The sequence below is a fragment of the uncultured Thiocystis sp. genome, from assembly GCF_903866365.1.
GTDB lineage: Bacteria > Pseudomonadota > Gammaproteobacteria > Chromatiales > Chromatiaceae > Chromatium.
In genome coordinates, this window is the sequence record NZ_CAIPNF010000184.1 from 1 (window position 1) to 15429 (window position 15429).

Annotated in this window: 13 protein-coding genes and 2 pseudogenes; 7 read left to right on the plus strand and 8 right to left on the minus strand. The window is 64.4% G+C overall.

Annotated elements, in window-relative coordinates:
* The 3 genes from QZY07_RS10395 to pglZ form a co-directional block, all read left to right on the plus strand.
* Nucleotides 1-336 (plus strand): hypothetical protein (locus tag QZY07_RS10395; protein WP_295402202.1); only part of this gene is annotated, 336 nt, incomplete at its 5' end.
* Between the two features lie 33 nt (nt 337-369).
* Nucleotides 370-4080 (plus strand): phage resistance protein, encoded by a 3711-nt coding sequence (locus tag QZY07_RS10400; RefSeq protein WP_295402204.1) that lies wholly within the window; start codon nt 370-372, stop codon nt 4078-4080.
* Complete coding sequence (gene pglZ, locus QZY07_RS10405; protein ID WP_295402205.1) at nt 4077-6272, plus strand: BREX-2 system phosphatase PglZ; 2196 nt, start codon at nt 4077-4079, stop codon at nt 6270-6272. The genes QZY07_RS10400 and pglZ overlap by 4 nt, the downstream gene beginning before the upstream one ends.
* 34 nt (nt 6273-6306) lie before the next feature.
* On the opposite strand, the gene QZY07_RS10410 is transcribed toward pglZ, so the two are convergent.
* The 3 genes from QZY07_RS10410 to QZY07_RS10420 form a co-directional block, all read right to left on the minus strand.
* A complete protein-coding gene (locus QZY07_RS10410; RefSeq protein ID WP_295402207.1) occupies nt 6307-6801 on the minus strand; it encodes a hypothetical protein in 495 nt (164 codons plus the stop codon).
* Nucleotides 6794-9919 (minus strand): DUF927 domain-containing protein, encoded by a 3126-nt coding sequence (locus QZY07_RS10415; RefSeq protein ID WP_295402210.1) that lies wholly within the window; start codon nt 9917-9919, stop codon nt 6794-6796. Before QZY07_RS10415 ends, QZY07_RS10410 begins: the two co-directional genes overlap by 8 nt.
* Nucleotides 9920-10064: 145 nt before the next feature.
* Nucleotides 10065-10274: an AlpA family phage regulatory protein gene (locus QZY07_RS10420; protein ID WP_295402212.1), complete on the minus strand. Its 210-nt coding sequence runs from the start codon at nt 10272-10274 to the stop codon at nt 10065-10067.
* 117 nt (nt 10275-10391) lie between these two features.
* On the opposite strand from QZY07_RS10420, the gene QZY07_RS10425 reads away from it, so the two are divergent.
* The 3 genes from QZY07_RS10425 to QZY07_RS10435 all read left to right on the plus strand — a co-directional run bounded on the left by QZY07_RS10425 (nt 10392) and on the right by QZY07_RS10435 (nt 12626).
* Complete coding sequence (locus tag QZY07_RS10425) at nt 10392-10985, plus strand: hypothetical protein (RefSeq protein ID WP_295402213.1); 594 nt, start codon at nt 10392-10394, stop codon at nt 10983-10985.
* Between the two features lie 112 nt (nt 10986-11097).
* Nucleotides 11098-11721, plus strand: a complete 624-nt coding sequence (locus tag QZY07_RS10430) for a type IV toxin-antitoxin system AbiEi family antitoxin domain-containing protein (protein WP_295402215.1) — start codon at nt 11098-11100, stop codon at nt 11719-11721.
* A complete protein-coding gene (locus QZY07_RS10435) occupies nt 11718-12626 on the plus strand; it encodes a nucleotidyl transferase AbiEii/AbiGii toxin family protein (protein ID WP_295402217.1) in 909 nt (302 codons plus the stop codon). Before QZY07_RS10430 ends, QZY07_RS10435 begins: the two co-directional genes overlap by 4 nt.
* Nucleotides 12627-12643: 17 nt before the next feature.
* Here the strand turns inward: QZY07_RS10435 and QZY07_RS10440 are convergent, their stop codons facing one another.
* Together QZY07_RS10440 and QZY07_RS27380 are read right to left on the minus strand one after the other, a co-directional pair.
* Entirely contained in the window at nt 12644-12964 is a 321-nt protein-coding gene (locus tag QZY07_RS10440; RefSeq protein WP_295402218.1) for a hypothetical protein, read from the minus strand.
* 131 nt (nt 12965-13095) lie between these two features.
* Nucleotides 13096-13221: pseudogene (locus QZY07_RS27380) on the minus strand (hypothetical protein); the annotation flags it as partial.
* Between QZY07_RS27380 and QZY07_RS10445 the strand changes: the two are divergent.
* Nucleotides 13162-13578: a hypothetical protein gene (locus QZY07_RS10445; protein WP_295402220.1), complete on the plus strand. Its 417-nt coding sequence runs from the start codon at nt 13162-13164 to the stop codon at nt 13576-13578. The pseudogene QZY07_RS27380 and the gene QZY07_RS10445 overlap by 60 nt on opposite strands.
* A 165-nt stretch (nt 13579-13743) precedes the next feature.
* Here QZY07_RS10445 and QZY07_RS27385 read toward each other — a convergent pair.
* From QZY07_RS27385 to QZY07_RS10460, 3 genes and pseudogenes are all read right to left on the minus strand, one after another.
* Nucleotides 13744-13959 (minus strand): annotated as a pseudogene (locus QZY07_RS27385) (Arm DNA-binding domain-containing protein); the annotation flags it as partial.
* A gap of 398 nt (nt 13960-14357) precedes the next feature.
* Nucleotides 14358-14741, minus strand: coding sequence for a hypothetical protein (locus QZY07_RS10455; protein WP_295402223.1), 384 nt, complete (start codon nt 14739-14741; stop codon nt 14358-14360).
* A partial coding sequence (locus tag QZY07_RS10460; protein WP_295402225.1) for an integrase domain-containing protein occupies nt 14741-15429 on the minus strand: 689 nt, incomplete at its 5' end. The genes QZY07_RS10455 and QZY07_RS10460, both read right to left, overlap by 1 nt.

Genomic DNA, 15429 nt, shown 5'->3' on the forward strand with positions numbered 1-15429 from the left:
GGAAGCCCGATGCTGCTATGGGCCGGCTACGACGCCAAGGCCCGCGCCCTGGCGCTGACGGGTTATCTGTACGAGATGCTGCAACGCGAAGGCGCCGATGCGGCTCGCTTGACCCCCGCGTTGGCCGGACTGGACGAACTGCTGCCCTGGGTTCACCAATGGCACCCCGAGATTGACGACGACCTGGGCATGAGCACCGGCGATTACCTGCAGGGCCTGCTCGACGCACAACTGGCTCAGCACGGACTGACACTGACGGCGGTGCGCGCCTGGCGCCCCCCGGCGCCCGTTCGCCGGACGCGCGGCCGACGTTCCAGCGCCGCCGCGCGGGTCTGACACGAATCAAGAGGGATCTCAGGACACCACGACATGCCAAAACTTCGCGAGATATTCGATCTGCCAGAGCAGGTCCACCAGGGCGACTTCGTGCTGCGCCTGACGGATGGCCTGAACGCCCCTGCGGAAACCGTGCGCGACTACATTGCCACGCCCCAGTTGGTGAAGTGCTTCGATCAGGCGCTCGGGGTGGTCAAGGGCGCGATCGACAGCCAAATCAGCAAGGGCGCGTACCTGCACGGCAGTTTCGGCACGGGTAAGAGCCATTTTATGGCCATCCTGTCGCTGCTGCTGCGCGGCGACGCCACGGCCCGTGGCAAGCCCGAGCTGGCCTCGGTGGTGTCCAAGCACAACGGCTGGACGCAGGGTAAGAAGTTCCTGGTCGTGCCGTACCATATGATCAATGCCGAGACGCTGGAGTCGGCGCTGTTCTCGGGCTACGCCGAACTCACCGCTCGCCTGCACCCGGACGCGCCGAGCCCTGGCTTCTATCAGAGCGAGGGCATGCTCAACGATGCGCAGAAGCTGCGCACGCAGATGGGGGATGAGACCTTCTTCCGCACCCTGAATGGCGCAACCGGTGTGGCGACGGGTGGCGGCGGTTGGGGGCGTGTCGCGCAGACCTGGGCTGCCGCACGCTTCGAGGCCACCCTGAAGGTGCCGCCTGGCAGCCCGGAGCGTTTCCAACTGGTCGGGGCGCTGACACGCGCCTTCTACGGCAGTGTGAGTCACCTGTCGGCGTCGCAGCGCGAGCTGTACACCTCGCTCGACGAAGGCTTGTCGGCCATGTCGCATCACGCCAGGGACCTGGGCTATGACGGCATCATCCTGTTTCTGGACGAGTTCATCCTCTGGCTGGCCAGCCGGGCGGCCGATGTGGCCTGGGTTGCCCGCGAAGGTCAGAAGGTCGCGAAGCTGGTGGAGTCGAGCAACGCCGACCGCCCGACCCCCATCGTCAGCTTCATGGCCCGCCAGCGCGATCTGCGCGAACTGGTTGGCGAGCACATGCCCGGTGCGGAACAGTTGTCGTTTGCCGACACGCTGCAATGGTGGGAGGCGCGCTTCGACAAGGTGAACCTGGAGGACCGCAACCTTCCAGAGATCGCCAAGAAACGGCTGCTGCGCACGCGCGGTCCGGCCGAGGAGGCGCTGCTCAAGGGAGCGATCAACAAACTGCTCAGCAGCCAGCCCGAGGTGCTGCAAACCCTGCTGACGCGCGACGGCGATCAGCAGATGTTGCAGGATCTGTACCCCTTCACGCCGGCACTGGTTCAGACCTTGATTGCCGTCTCGTCGATGCTGCAGCGCGAGCGCACGGCGCTCAAGCTGATGCAGCAGATGTTGGTGGACAAGGCCGACACCCTGGAGATTGGCGACGTCATCCCGGTGGGCGATCTGTTCGACGTGATTGCCGACGGCGACGAGCCCTTCACTCACGGCATCAAGCTCTTCTTTGAGCAGGCCAAGCAGCTCTGGCGGCGTCGCTTGTTGCCGATTCTGGAAACCCAGCATGGCGTGATCTGGGACGACATCGAGTCGGGCAAGGCCGATCCCAAGAAGGCGGCCGCGTTGCAGAACGATGCGCGCCTGCTCAAGACCCTGGTGCTGGCGGCGCTGGTCCCTCAGGTGGAAGCACTGAAAAACCTGACGCCAACCAAGCTGGCGGCGCTGAACCACGGCACGATTCGCACGCCGGTACCGGGCAGTGAGGGCATCACGGTGCTGACCAAGCTCAAGCGTTGGGCGGGCCAGGCCGGTGAGATCAAGATCGCCGACGACTCGCCGAATCCGATCGTCTCGGTGGACGTCGCCAAGGTCGACACCGACGCCATTCTGGCCAACGCGATGTCGTTCGACACGCAGGGAAACCGGCAAGCCGAAGTCAGACAACTGATCACCGATGGTCTGGGGCTCGCGGACGCCGGCTCCAGCCTGCTGCCGCCGGAGATGGAGATCAGTTGGCGCGGTTCGCGCCGCCACGCGGAGATCCTGTTTGGCAATGTCCGCGAGCAGTCTTTCGACACACTCAAGGGACGCGAAGGAACCTGGCGCATCCTGATCGACTTCCCGTTCGATCATCAACCCGAACATGGCCCGCGGGACGATGTGGCCAGGATCGACGGATTCCTCAACGATGGCCGGGTTGGACGCTCGCTGGCCTGGTTGCCGTCCTTTCTGTCGCCCAACACGCAGGATCAGTTGGGCCGGCTGGTGGTCATCAATTTCGTCCTGCGTGGCAACAATCTGGACCAGTACGCCAGCCAGCTTTCACAGGCAGACCGTGAACAGGCACGGGTACTTCTGACGAACCAACGGGACCAACTACGCCAGTTCATTCGCAACTGTCTGCACACGGCTTATGGACTCAACAGCGTCGCCCAGGAAGCGCTGGACCCCGCGCAAACGGTCGACGAACACTATTTCAGCCTCGATCCATCGCTGGTCCTGCGCCCGCCGGTCGCGGCCAACTTCAAGGATGCCTTCGAGAAACTGGCCGAGCAGGCGCTGGACTACGAGTTTCCGGCCCATCCGCACTTCGATGCCGAGCCCAGGCCGATCGCGGTCAAGCGCCTCGCTGAGTTGATGCTGTTGGCGGCCCAGAAGCCCGCCCATCGGGTGGAACTCGAAGCCTCGCTGCGGGACGACGCCAGGCGCATCGCGCCCAGGCTCGATCTGGCCGAGGTCGGCGAAGCGGCGCTGCAGTTGCGCGATGACTGGTCGCAGCACTTTGCCCGACAGATCGCGCAGCAGTCTGGCCGCGAGCCGACCGTGACCGATCTGCGCCGCTGGCTGGACCTTCCCGACCGGCGCGGCCTGCGCGAAGACCTGCAGGACCTGGTGATCCTGACCTGGCTGGCCAAGAGCAATCGCTCCCTGTACCGCTTCGGCCAGCCGTTCAAGGGCGAGATCGGCAATGTGCCCAACGAATGCGAGGTGCGCGAGCAACCCTTGCCGACGACGACCGAGTGGGACCAGGCCACCAAGCTCGCCGGAGAGATGCTGGACCCTGCCATGGCGGCGCTGTATCGGTCAGCGCCGGGGCTGGTGGAGTTTTCTCGCGCGGCGCGCAAGCGTGTGACCGACACGGCGGCCCATCTGCTGAACTACCTACGCGTGGTCGAGCAGTTGATGACCTTGGTGCAGACCGATGCGGTGGCCGCGGGCGAACCCGCCCTGCGCAAGACAGGTGCGACACGCCTGCGCGACTGGTTTGCCGCCATGGAGTCCAGCAGCGCTGAGTTCGACCTCGTCAACATCGTGTCGAGGCTGGATTTCAGTCCCGAGGAAGTCGCCGAGGCCAAGGCGGTGCTCGCTGGAGTTCAGGCGCTGGCGCGGGTCGAGGCCAAGCAGTATCTGGTCAACAGCCTCCGCTCGATCGCGAGCGGCAGCGGCGAGTTTGCCCCGCGTGCAAACCAGATTCTCGAAAGCCTGGCGCATGCCGTTCTCCGCTACGAATACGTCGACGGACTCCAGACCGCCGTCGCCCAGTTCGAACGCGATGCCGGATCACTGATGGCCGATGTCGCCAACCGGGCGACACCACCGAGAACACCGCCTCAACGTACTCCAGAGTCGGAGTTGGAGCCGGAGCCGGAAACCGGCATGAAGGCGCCACGGCGCATCGAGCGCGCCAGACTGGTCAAGACCGAGGCACTGAAGGCATTGGCCGATGCGTGCATGCTGCTTGAGGGGCTCGGCGACGTCAGTGTGGATATCCAGATCCTGATCCGGGAACAGGAATGAAGGTTCCCGCGCATCAGATCAGTCTTCAGGCCCGGCAGGCTCATGAGGCAGACCCGCCAGCACGATTCATCCTGCTGAGGCTGCCGCCAGACGCCTTCGCGGGTACAACGGTGGATGTGAACGCTGAGCGCTGGCCGGTCTTGGCCTGCAATTCCCCTTTGTCCGTTCGTGACGCCATGCGCCGTCATTCAACCAGCACGACGCCCGTGGTTCTGCTGTTCTCGGGCAATGAGAGTGACCTGGGCGCTGACGTGCTGGCCCGCTGCGCCAAGCGACGTGCCATCACGCACGACCTCTGGCAGACCGTCCTGGCGCTTTTTCGAGCGGCGCATATTGATCCCCGACTGGCCCGCCACCGCTGGTTGGCTGAACTGCTCGTGCGTTACCTGCCAGCCGAGGGATACGCCCCGGTGCGGTCGCTCGTTTTGGATCAAGATCGCGCGTGGAAGGAGTTGTTCCGGATCGTCCTGGGCTTCGAGTCCTATCCGCCGACCGAACTTGACCTGTTGAAATGGGCAGGCGATGCCCAACGACGAGAGCAATTCAAAACACTGGAAGGCACCGCGCGCCAGGAGGCGGTCCAACGACTTCGCGAAACGCTCGGCGACTTGGTGAGCTTCGTCTTTGCGGCCATCGACACGGGGAGTGCCGATGAGCTGGTGGCCATCGCCATGCTTTGTGAAACCCTGGAAGACCAGGCCGCCGGCACCGAATCCAATCGGGCCAAGGTCGCCGCCCGCCTGGAAGTGCTGTTCGATGGACTGACGATCTCGTCACACACCGCGCATCAACTGGCTGAAGCCGCCGACGCCTGGTTCGACCGAGCCACCGAAGTCGCCAAGCAGCAGCAGGTTGCCCGCTATGAGTCATTGGTGACGCAGCTCAAGGCCGAGTCACTGGCGGCGCATGCACGTTACGGGAGTGCGGCACTCCGGGAGAAAACAACGGCCTTCGCTGGCGCGCTGAATGAACTCAACTTGTCCGAGGCCATCTTGCGGTTTGGACGGCTGATGGCCCATCGCGGGCCGGTTTTGAACAGCCGCTCCGAGCTTCGATGCAAGATGGCGGTGCGGTTGGTGAGCTGGCTCGCGCAAACCGCCAATGCCTTTCCGTCATCATTGAACGCGCTCGCGGAGCAGTATCGCAACGAGATCGCCTGGGTGGATTGGGCGCAGACCGTACTGCTGGAGGGCGACGACTCCGCGGACCTGGCGAACGCCTATGGGCTGCTGCGAGAGAGCACAGGTGCTCGAAGGGACTTGTTCGATCGTCGATTCGCTGAATCGCTGTCGGTCGACCAGCCAAATGGGACAGCGTTGATTCCGATCGAGGACGCGCTCGACCAGTGCGTCGCGCCGGTCGCCGTGGCCGGTCGCAGCCTGCTCATCGTGGTGGACGGGATGAGCATCCCCGTGTTCCTTGAGCTGAACCACAGTCTCAAGGATCATGGCTGGATTCAGTTCGAGCGCGTCGAGGGGTCATGCTCAACCTTGCTGGCCATGTTGCCGTCGACAACAGAAGCATCCAGAACCTCGCTCCTTTGCGGCACCGCTTGTGCGGGTTCAGCGTCGACGGAAAGATCAGCGTTCAGTGCCTACCCTTCGCTCGTTGCCCCGTCCGTCGCGGGCAAGCCGCCGGCGATTTTTCACAAGCGAGACTTGCTCGACAGTTCCGGCGTCACCCTTTCGGATGATCTGAGAACGGCCTTGAGCGACACGCGGCAGCGGGTTGTCGCCGTGGTGATCAATGCCGTGGACGATCACCTGATGAAATCCGACCAGTTGCGACTTCGCTGGGATATTGCGCAGTTCAAGGGATTGGACGCACTGCTGGCGGAAGCACGGTCTTCCGACCGATTCGTGATGTTCACCAGCGACCACGGCCATGTGCTTGACCAGGACACGATGATGCAAGGGGCAAGTCCGAATGCTCGATGGCGCGAACCGAATCTGGAATCCTTTCCGGGCGAAATGACCCTGAAGGGCCAGCGAATCGAGGCTGCCAGCGGCATGCACGAGGTGGTTCTGGCCTGGAACAGCAAGTTGCGCTACGCCAGCAAACGCAATGGCTACCACGGCGGCTGCGCACCAACCGAAGCGCTCGTTCCCTTCGCAACCTATCGTTATGGCGCCAAAGCGGTCGATGGCTGGGACATTCGGGACGAAACCGCACCCGATTGGTGGCGGACGTGAATCGGCTGAAATTCAGGATCAAGCGCCAAAAACGCTACCCGTCCCGACTGACCAAGCCCAACGCCACGGCTTGCGCGCGCATCTGCCGGAGCCGCGCCGGCTCGCGCGCCAGACCCTCCATCCATTCCTCGATCGTAACCGGATCGTCCTCGCCCCAAGCCTTCAACACGGACTGGGCAAGCGCGAGATCGGCAGGTGCCAGTGCAACCGCGGTCTCGGGCACCCGCTCCACCGAGCACACGCCCTCGGGATAATCCGCTTGCACGTCGGCCAGGGGACAGGGCGGACAGCGCGACACGGACAGCACGGTCCCGTCCGTCTGGATGACACTGAACCGGCGATGGCGATCCAGGGTTGGATCGCGCGCGGCGAGCGCGAGGAGCACGGCGGCCTTGTGTGCCCGGATCTCGGGCAACCAGCGTGCGCGCGTGGCCAGACTCCCCGTCACCTTGATCCGTCCCGGCTCCTCAAGACATAAATCGACGCCGGACGCGGCCAGTTCGGCGCAGAAGGTGTCGGCATCAAACATAGTTTGCGCCTCCATCTTCGCCGATCAACCGACCTGCTCCGTGTGGCGACGGGACCGCCGGGACAGGCGGGACAACGCCAGGCGCGGGCGGGCGTTCCAGGCTGTCCCGGTCGTCTGCTCCAACCGGGACAACCGGGACAGCCGCGCCAAGATCGGGCAGGTTGTGCCACGCCAGACCGTCGATCGGTCCCGGCTGTCCCGGTTGCGCCTCGGGGGGCGGGACCGGCGCTCGCCCGCTCGGTGGTTGGTCTGGCCCCGGTTGTCCCGGCCGTCCCGGCGCGCGACCGGGTGGGTCGCTGTCGCTGTCGAGAATCGTCCCTTTCACGGCATAGAGCCAAGGCCGGCTCTCGCCGACCTTGATGCGCGCCTTTAGCTTGCCGGTCTCGTTGGTGAACAGATACCCTGTGCGTCGCAACGTTCGCGCAATGGTCGTCTTGTCGTTGCCCGGCGCGGCCTCCACCAAGCCGGCATCGGTGAACATCCACAGCTGTTTCGCGTGATTGACGAAACCCACGCGATCGCGCACCGGCTCCGGCACCGTGGCGGGAATGGGATCGCCCCATCGATCGGTGAGCGGTGCCGCGACCGATTCCGCGTCCGGCTGAAACCGCGCCGCATGACGCAGGATGAACGCGCGCACGCTGGCGACCAGCCGCTCTTCGTCGGTCTCGGCGGAGGTATTCAACCAGGCGGTCACCGCCATCTTCACGCACGCGCGCACCTGCGCCGCGGTGGCCGGAATCAAGCCGGTTTGAACCGCAAACTCGCCCGCGACCGCGATCAAGGCGAAGCGCCGAACCCCGCGCGCCGTTTCCGCCGGGAGACCGGGCGGGGCGAGGTCGCCCATGACGACGGCGAGCTGCTCGCGCACCCAGGCGCGCACCTGCGCGGCGGTCTCGAAGCGGGCGGCGAGGAGACGGACCAGTTCCGGGCCGGCGGTCCCATAGTACCGCGCACAGGCCACCTTGAGACCCGACACGATCCCTTCGCGTTCGGGCTCGGGCGAGGCACCTGCGATGTCGGCAATTTCGATGTCCAGCGCGCGGTGCGTCAGTCCGCCTTTCACGGTGCGATTTTTGATGCCGTCACCGTCTGGGTCCGACATTTTTGCATGGAGCGACAACTCGCCCGTGGAGATGGCGATGGTGCGCCAACTGCGCGGCTCCCTCATGTCCCGTGCGGAGTTGAGTGCCGTCTTGCCTTGCCCCCCCGCCAATTGATAGATCAAGGGTCGGATGTCGCCGAGGGTCGAGCTGCCGAGTTCGTCGAGCACCAACGGCAGATCGGAATGTGCCTCGGCCAACCCCTCCAGACCGTTGCCCGTGAGATTCCAGCGTCGAATGAAGGTGCGCTCTGGCGCGTCGTTCGGATCGGCCCCGCAGCCCCAGAGCGAGGCGGCAATCTGTCCGACGGTGGTTTTCCCGCGCGAGGTTCTCCCCCAAAAATGGATGACAAAGGAGTCGCCCGCTTCGGCGAACGTCAACCAGCAGGGGGCCAATCCCGCGCAGAGCGCGAAGAGCATCGGCGGATGCCGACACACCGGCGCGGCCACCTGCGTCTGCCAATCCGTCAAGGTGCCGCGCGCATGCACGCTGCGCACGGTGGGCGAGTAGCGGTCCGGTTGAAAGACCACCTGCCGTTGGCCGTCCTTGGCGATCACGCGATCGGGCATCACAAACGACAGGGCACCGTCCGGATCGTCAAGCCAGCCGAGACGTTTAGCCGAAAGAATGCGGGTCCGCACCTCCCAGGACGCCAGATAGGCGAGCAGGCGTTTCTCCTTGCCGGGGACGATGGAGAGACCAAGGGTTGCCAGTTCGCGCGCCAGGATGCCCGCGTCTTCGTGCAGTCGCGCGGCGGGAATCGACAGGCGTTGCTCGTGCGCGTCGTGGTCGCGAAAGACCAGGACCAACCCCCAATCGCCGTGGGTGCCGTGGGTCCGGCCGATGACCCAGAGCGGACCGCAGACGGGGAGGCGTTCGGTGGTTTCCGACTTCGGATTGATCTCGAACACCATCCGGCGCGTGAGCGTCCAGCCATCCGGGACGCACAGCGGGGCGGACTTGACGGGCGGATCGCTCGGCTTGGCGACCGCGATCCACGATGCCGTCTGTGCGATCCGCTCCGGCGTCCAGCCCTCGGCCAGCGCATCGGCGGCATCCCATCCGTCCGCCAGCGCGTCGCCCAGCGCCGACAGATCCAGTCTGGTCACCGACGCGGCACCCGCCGCATAGGCGAGCGAGGCGGCGGTGGTGGCGTACTGAAGGCCGGGCGCATCGCGATCTGGCCAAAGGCGGACGTGCCGCCCGGACAAGGGCGCCCAATCGCTGAGCGCGGGCGCACGCGCACCGTTCATGGTGGTCATGGGAACGGTCGCGGGCAGCAGGCGCGCGGCGGCCTCGGCGGCCTTTTCGCCTTCGCACAGGAGCACGTCGGCCTCCGGGCAGGCGGCAAGGCGATTCAGCCCGTAGAGCGGACGCGGTGAGGGTGGCGCGCGCCAGAACCAGCCCTCTGGCGTGACCGTGAGCGGTCGATAGTCTTTGCCCTGCGCCGTCTCGAACCGACAGACGACCGCCAATAGCGTCCCGTCGCCGGCGCGGTATTCCCATTCCTGGCTGGGTACCCCGAGTTTTGGATGTGTCCGCGGTCGGATCGGCATGGGCTTGGGCGCCACTTTGGCGAGCGGCGTCGCGGTCGGCGCCGGGACGGGGGCAGCGCCGATAAAGGCGGCGACCCGTTGCGCCGCCTCGCCCTGGGTCGGGAGTCCGTCCAGATAGCGAACCGTGGAGACGATGTCGTGGCATTGCTCGCCGGTGGCGTGATCGATGCAGCCGCCGGTGTGCAACGAGACCGCAAACGAACCGGCACGCTGGTCGTCGCGGGTCGGATTGCGTGCGATCCAATCGTGACCTTGGCGCTTGCCGTCCGGTAGCCACTGGGCGCAGAGGCGCTCCAGGTGCGGGATGGCGGCGGCGGCGGTGGTCTTGATGTCGACCCGTGGCGCCAACGCGAGTGGCGATGCGACGGCACGCCGCGGGTCATGGTCATCGCTGGCCGGGGCTTGGAAGTCAAGTGAGGCGAGCATGGAAGGTGCAGTGTCGAATGCAGTGTCGAACATGGATCGGTCCTCAATCGATAGAGAGACCGAATCAAGCGGCGCGCTTTTGCCCGGCGGGCCGTTTTCGTTACTTGGAATGCGGTGCAGGGGAGTCGCGCTGACAGGGGCGGATGCATCGAATGATGACATGGCGGTCATTCCTGCTTCAGCCCGGTTTGCGTGATGCGGCGGCACGTTCGGCTTGCCACTGCTCAATCTCGTCGACATCCCAGGCCACGGTACGGGGTCCGATTTGGATGGGTGCCGGTAGCAGCCCCTGTTCAACCCAGCGCCGCAGCGTCGAGCGATGGACGGACAGTTGTGCGGTCAACTGCCGCTCGCGGATATACCGACGGGGAACGTAAATGGTCTGCATAGTGGCGTACTCGTTTAAAACGATAACGTGTGGCGGATTTTTTGTTAAAATTCGCATCGGACATCCTGATGGCGTATGTCATCGTTTGCTACCATAACAGACAAAATGAGAAATGCAATGCCCCCATCATCCGACGATCATCGTGATGTCGCGCTTCTGGATATCCTGAAAGAGGGATTCGGCCTGGGCTCGGATGCCCAGATCGCGGATTTTCTCGGGATCACCCGCACGACCATTCATAGCGTTCGCCATGGCAAGGCGCGATTGGGGATCATGCAGCGCCTGAAGATCATGGATCACATCGGCTTTCTGCACAGCCGCCAATGGCTGGAAAGCATCTTGCCCGAGCAGCTGAGCGAGCGGATTCGCCGTTCCAGTCACGCGCTGGCCCAGCGACAGGCGAATGCCCGTCAGCGTCCGCAACCGACTCCCACACCGGACGGCGAACTCATCGACCTGGTCCAGTCAGCCTGTGGATTCAGAACGGATACGGAGCTGGCGGACTTCCTCGGCGTGGCTCGCAATACCATCTCCAACGTGCGGGCCGGTCGCGCCAGCTTGGGGCCTCGCCCACGGTTGCGGATTCTGAATGCTTTCGCGCCCTTCGATACCGAGCAGGTCGATGCGGTGTTGGATTCACCCGATGCCTTAGCGCAAGCCGTGCGTGAGTGGATGGAGCGCCATGGGGGACCGTCTTCGTCAGAGCGGTAACCACTCACCACCGCTCATCCAGAAACGACGGCAGTGCCGATGAGGGCGCTGTCAATGTTCCAAAAAGACGGATTATTTTGACGAAGCATCGCGTCATGGAACATGATTAAGGATGTCTACCACACAAGACGCGATCCTCGAACTCGCCCGCCACCAAGGCGTCATTCGCCCCCTTGACCTAAAGGCTGGCGGTCTCCCGCGGATCTCGCTGACCCGACTGGTGCATCAGGGACGGCTCGCGCGGGTCGGGCGGGGTCTTTATGCGCTACCGGAGCGAGCATTCACGGAGCATGCGGCGCTCGCCGAGGTGGCGTGCCGGCATCCGCGCGCGGTGGTTTGCCTGCTATCGGCGCTGCGGTTCCATGAGCTGACGACGCAGGCGCCGTTCGAGGTCTGGCTCGCCATCCCGAGCAAGGCGCGTCCCCCGCGTCTGGATGATCCGCCGCTCCGGATTGTGCGCTTCTCGGAACCATCGCTCATCGAAGGGGTCGAGGAACACCGGATCGATGGGGTGCCCGTGCGGATCACCGGAGTCGCACGAACAGTGGCCGACTGCTTCAAATACCGTCACAAGATCGGTCTCGACGTCGCTCTGGAGGCGCTGAAGGAGGTGCTTTGGGTGCCGGGAGGGCAGGGCGGCCGCGCAGACCGCGTCAGTATCGACGAACTCTGGCGCTATGCCGAGCTTGATCGGGTCGCCAAGGTGATGCGTCCCTATCTGGAGTGCTTGGTGTGACAGGCCCGGATCGCGGTGCTTCCATCCGCGCCCGGTTGCTCAACCAGGCGAAGGCCAGGGGACAGGAGTTCAATCTGATCCTGACCCGCTATGCCTTGGAGCGGCTGCTCTATCGGCTGGGCGCCTCCTGTCACGCCGAGCGCTTTCTGCTCAAAGGATCCTTGCTCTTCGATCTCTGGTTCGACATTCCGCATCGCCCGACACGGGATGCTGATCTGCTCGGGTTTGGTCCCGCCGAGCCGCCGGCCCTGGAGGCCATCTTTCGTGAGCTGTGCGCCGCTGTCGTCGCGCCCGACGACGGCCTGCGTTTCCAGCCGGAGACGATCCGCGTCGCCGAAATCCGCCAGGAGGCTCGTTACGGCGGAATCCGGGTCACGCTGGTCGGGTTCCTCGCCAGTGCCCGCTGCCCGGTCCAGATCGACGTGGGTTTCGGCGATGCCGTGACCCCCGATCCGGAGATGGTCGAGTATCCGACCCTGCTGCCCGAGTTACCTGGCCCCAGGTTGCGCGCCTACCCTCGCGAGACGGTGGTCGCCGAAAAGCTCGAAGCCCTGGTGTCGCTCGGCATGGCCAACAGTCGGATGAAGGACTACTTCGACCTCTGGATCCTGGCGTCTCACGCCGACTTCGATGGCGAAATCCTCACCCGTGCAATCCGCGCCACCTTCCAGCGCCGCGCTACCCCTATCCCCGAGGCGGTTCCCTTCGGTCTGACTGAGGCGTTCGCCCAGGACAGGCAGAAGCAGATCCAGTGGCGAGCCTTTCTCACCAGAAATGCACTCGATGGACTGGTGTTGGACGCGGTCCTGACGCAGCTTCGGCGGTTTCTGCTGCCGACGCTTCAGGCGGCAAAGGCGGATGAGCGGCTACCCGGCCACTGGCATCCAGGCGACGGTTGGCGCTGACGGATCGCTGAGTTCGTTCATGGTGAGGGTTCCGACAAAGCCGCCTGTACTGGCCGCTCCTCGCTGACCACTGACCGTGATGCCAACTGCGTCCGCAACTCCTGCTCCCACTGCTCCAGTGCCTGCCGCTTTTCGGGGAGACCGTCATAGAGGTTGTAATGGGTTTCCTCAATATCGTTGACCGCCCGGTTCTGCAGCAGGAAACGCACACTCGGCTGGATGCCGATGCGTGCCCAATGCGTTGTGCCGGTCCGTCGCAGATCCCTGGGTGTGAAGGGTGCCAAGGCATGCCGCGCACAGAGACGCTCAATGGCCTGAGTGATCGAGCGAAAGGGCATGATGGTTTCAGGCGCATCGGCGGTTGGCGGGAATGTGGAAAGACCAGGGGGCCGAGCTGCGGAATCGCGATGAGGGCTTCCCTGATCATGGGGGTGAGTGGCAAGAGATGCGGGCGCTTGGTCTTGGTCTGCTCACGCGCGAAAGACCAGGTGGCGTCGGCAAAATCGAGCTGATCCCAACGCGTGCGCAGGATCTCTTGGAGTCGCTGTCCGCTGAGGAGCATCAGGCGGATGGCGCCAATGGTCATCGGGCTCATGCGATCCGCATCCATCGCCAACGCCTGCCAGACCGTGACGATCTCCTCTTTGGACAGCACCCGGCTGCCGGGGGTCATGCCCGAATCCGGCTTCTTCACCGCCGCGACGGGATTCGTGGTCAGTGGGAACAGCAGTCCATTGATCTCCTGCTCGCCGATGGCATAAACGAAGGCGGCATGCAGATAGCTGTGCAGCATGAAAACGACGCGCTGGGCACCGCGTTTCCGGGCAGAAGCCAAGACGATGCGGATATCGCTGGGTTCGATCTCGGTCACCCGCTTGCCTTTCAGGATCGGATAGGCGTCTTTCTGGAGCAGGCGATCAATCTCGCTGCGCGTTGTCGCATTGTCGAGTGATTCCAGATAGACCCGCACCAGATCGTCGTAAGTCGCCGTCGTCCGCGCCTGCAGCGCCTGCTGCTCCTGAGCTTTGCGTTCCACGACTTCTGACATGCGCCGCCGCTCCAGCTCGGCCTTGGGGTCGATCCCCTGATCGACGAGATTACGGACTTCTCGACAGCGCTCACGAGCCTGGGCCAAGGACAGGCCGGGATAGGCGCCCAAGCGATAAAAATGACCGCGCTGACCGCCAAAACTATATTCGACGTAGAAAGTTTTGGCGCCGGCCGCCGACACCTGTACCCCAAATCCCCGCGTACTCTGATCTGTCGACTTGTCACGCATCCGGTACGGGTTTCCCGTGGCGACGAGGTTTTTGATCTGACGATCACTCAGCATGCCGAAATCCTCTCTCTCAACATCGCCAACGGCTGATGCAGGCCATTTTTGTAGTCGCGTCTGTAGTCGCGTAAAACCTGCGCTTCAGTGCAACCTGATGCGACACCATGCGCAGGCTATAGCGCTTATAACGTTGTTAATTATAGCTTTATCTTGAGAGAGTGAAACAGGAAAGAACAGCAAAAAACACGAATCGCCCTGAATGGGGTTCAGGTGGTCGGAGGTTCAAATCCTCTCGCCCCGACCAATAAAAACAACGGTTTAGACTTTATCGGTCTAAGCCGTTTTTCTTTGAGTCACCATTGAGTCACCACGCGGATGGGTTTCGCGGAGACGCGGCGGCGCTTCGCCCTCCCGAATCCGCCGCTTCCATCGCGGCCACGCAACTTCGTTCTCGATCATCTTCCGCGTTCTCGACGGACACGGGCAAGCTTGGGTGGCCGCCCGCCTCGGCTGGGCGTTGTCGGCTGGGTGTCGCGTGGTAAATCGGGCCGCGGCGAGATCCAGGAGCCGCGCAGATGCGGCTCCCAGTCGGGCCAGTGGCCCAGAATGGCGGCGAGCGCCCGCGCGGTGCGCCAGTAGTCGTACCTCGAACTGGGCGCGAGTTCGGCAGTGCCATGTTCCAGCACCCAGCGCAGGTGCTTGGCTTTGAATTGATAGGGCTCGCGAATGCCGAACCGCTCGGCGATGAGCGTCTGCATCCGGATCGCGCGTTTGAGGTGCCCCTGAACCCCGCTCTTGGTCCCTGGCTGCGCGCGTCGCAGCAGCACGGAGAGCTGCATCAGCGGCCTCCGAGATACGACGACACGACCTCGGTCCGTCCATGCCCGAGTTCCTGCGCAATCACCGCACGGGCGGCCGCGTCGCTCTGGCGCTGTTCGACGCCGGGGCGTTCGCCTGTCACGACGGGCGCCTCGCGTCCGGCCAGCGTTCGATACCGCTCGCAGGCGTAAGCCGCCCTGGCGTCGTGATAACCGGGAATGCCGTGGGCGTGCAGGATTGCCCGCGCGACATTCAATTCCGAGTCCCTGGCGATGGCGACCTGGGCGTAGGTTTCGTGCGGGCCAATGAGATTCCGGGAACCAACCGGGCGCGCCGCCATGGCACTCCCGAGCGTCTCGCGCTGTAGCACGCCGACGGGTATCCAGCGTGGTGCGTCTCGGCCACCCTTGGTGCCCTCCTGCACGTTGATCCGCCCGTCGCGGTCCGCTTCCCGCTGCCAGCGCTCCAGGTCCGCCTTCACCGCCTCTTCCCGGCGCACTCCGAAATCCCGCGCCAACGCCAGCACTGCCGCCGCCCTGGGCATCCCGGCGTCCCGTAAGGCCGCAGTGGCTTGATTCACGCGCTCGCGGTCCAGCGCGCCCGGCACGAGGGTCCGCACTTGCGAGCGTTCGCCGACGACCGCCGACGGCGACACGCGAATCTGATCGTCGCCCCGCAACGCGGCGAGCGTGACATTCACCGTCGAGA